Origin of the sequence: Dyadobacter sp. BHUBP1 (assembly GCF_050587785.1) — a bacterium.
In the GTDB taxonomy this organism is placed as follows: Bacteria; Bacteroidota; Bacteroidia; order Cytophagales; family Spirosomataceae; genus Dyadobacter.
On the sequence record NZ_JBOBIH010000048.1, the window covers coordinates 1 to 650 of the forward strand.

Here is a 650-nt window from a genome sequence, read left to right on the forward strand (position 1 = left end):
TCGGCCCAGGCAAGTCCGCTGCTTTCCGGCTCTCGCCCTGCGGATCTGGTAAGCCACACCGAATACGATGCGGTGGGGAGGGTTTCGAAAGTATATGCACCTTATCCGGAGGAATATGTCGCCACCCCGGCGGCGGGCAATGGGAGATATGTGGGCGGAGCTGCGGCGAAGTCGGTATCTTATTATAGTAACAGCACAAACTTCAACGAAGGGAATAACAGGGGGTACAGCTTGACCGAGTATGAGCCTTCCCCATTGAACCGCGTCAGCAAACAGTTTGCCGTCGGCTCAGACCGCTCGGTAGTACTGGAATATGGTACCAACATTGCCAACGACGTCCGGTTGTATACCGTTGCGGCAGATAACAGCCTGGTGAATGATAATGTTTATTATGGAGCGGGCCAGTTATCTAAAACCAGCACCACCGATGAAAACGGGAACCTGTCTGTAGAATTCAAAGACAAAAACGGAAGGGTTGTGTGCAAAGCGGTACAGGTGGCCAAAGCTGTGGGAGCTACCGCTGCGGTCTGGCAGAAAACGTATTACGTCTATGACGATCTTTCCCAGCTGAGATTGGTATTGCAGCCAGAATATCAGCGGGAGGCCAACCTGAGCAAATACGCGTTTAAATATACCTACAATGGGCGCGG

The 650-nt window shown here is 52.5% G+C and carries 1 protein-coding gene; it reads left to right on the top strand.

The genetic code is table 11. The features are described 5' to 3' along the window. Positions 1-650 (top strand): DUF6443 domain-containing protein (locus tag ACQ4MZ_RS31575; protein ID WP_430852031.1); only part of this gene is annotated, 650 nt, incomplete at both ends.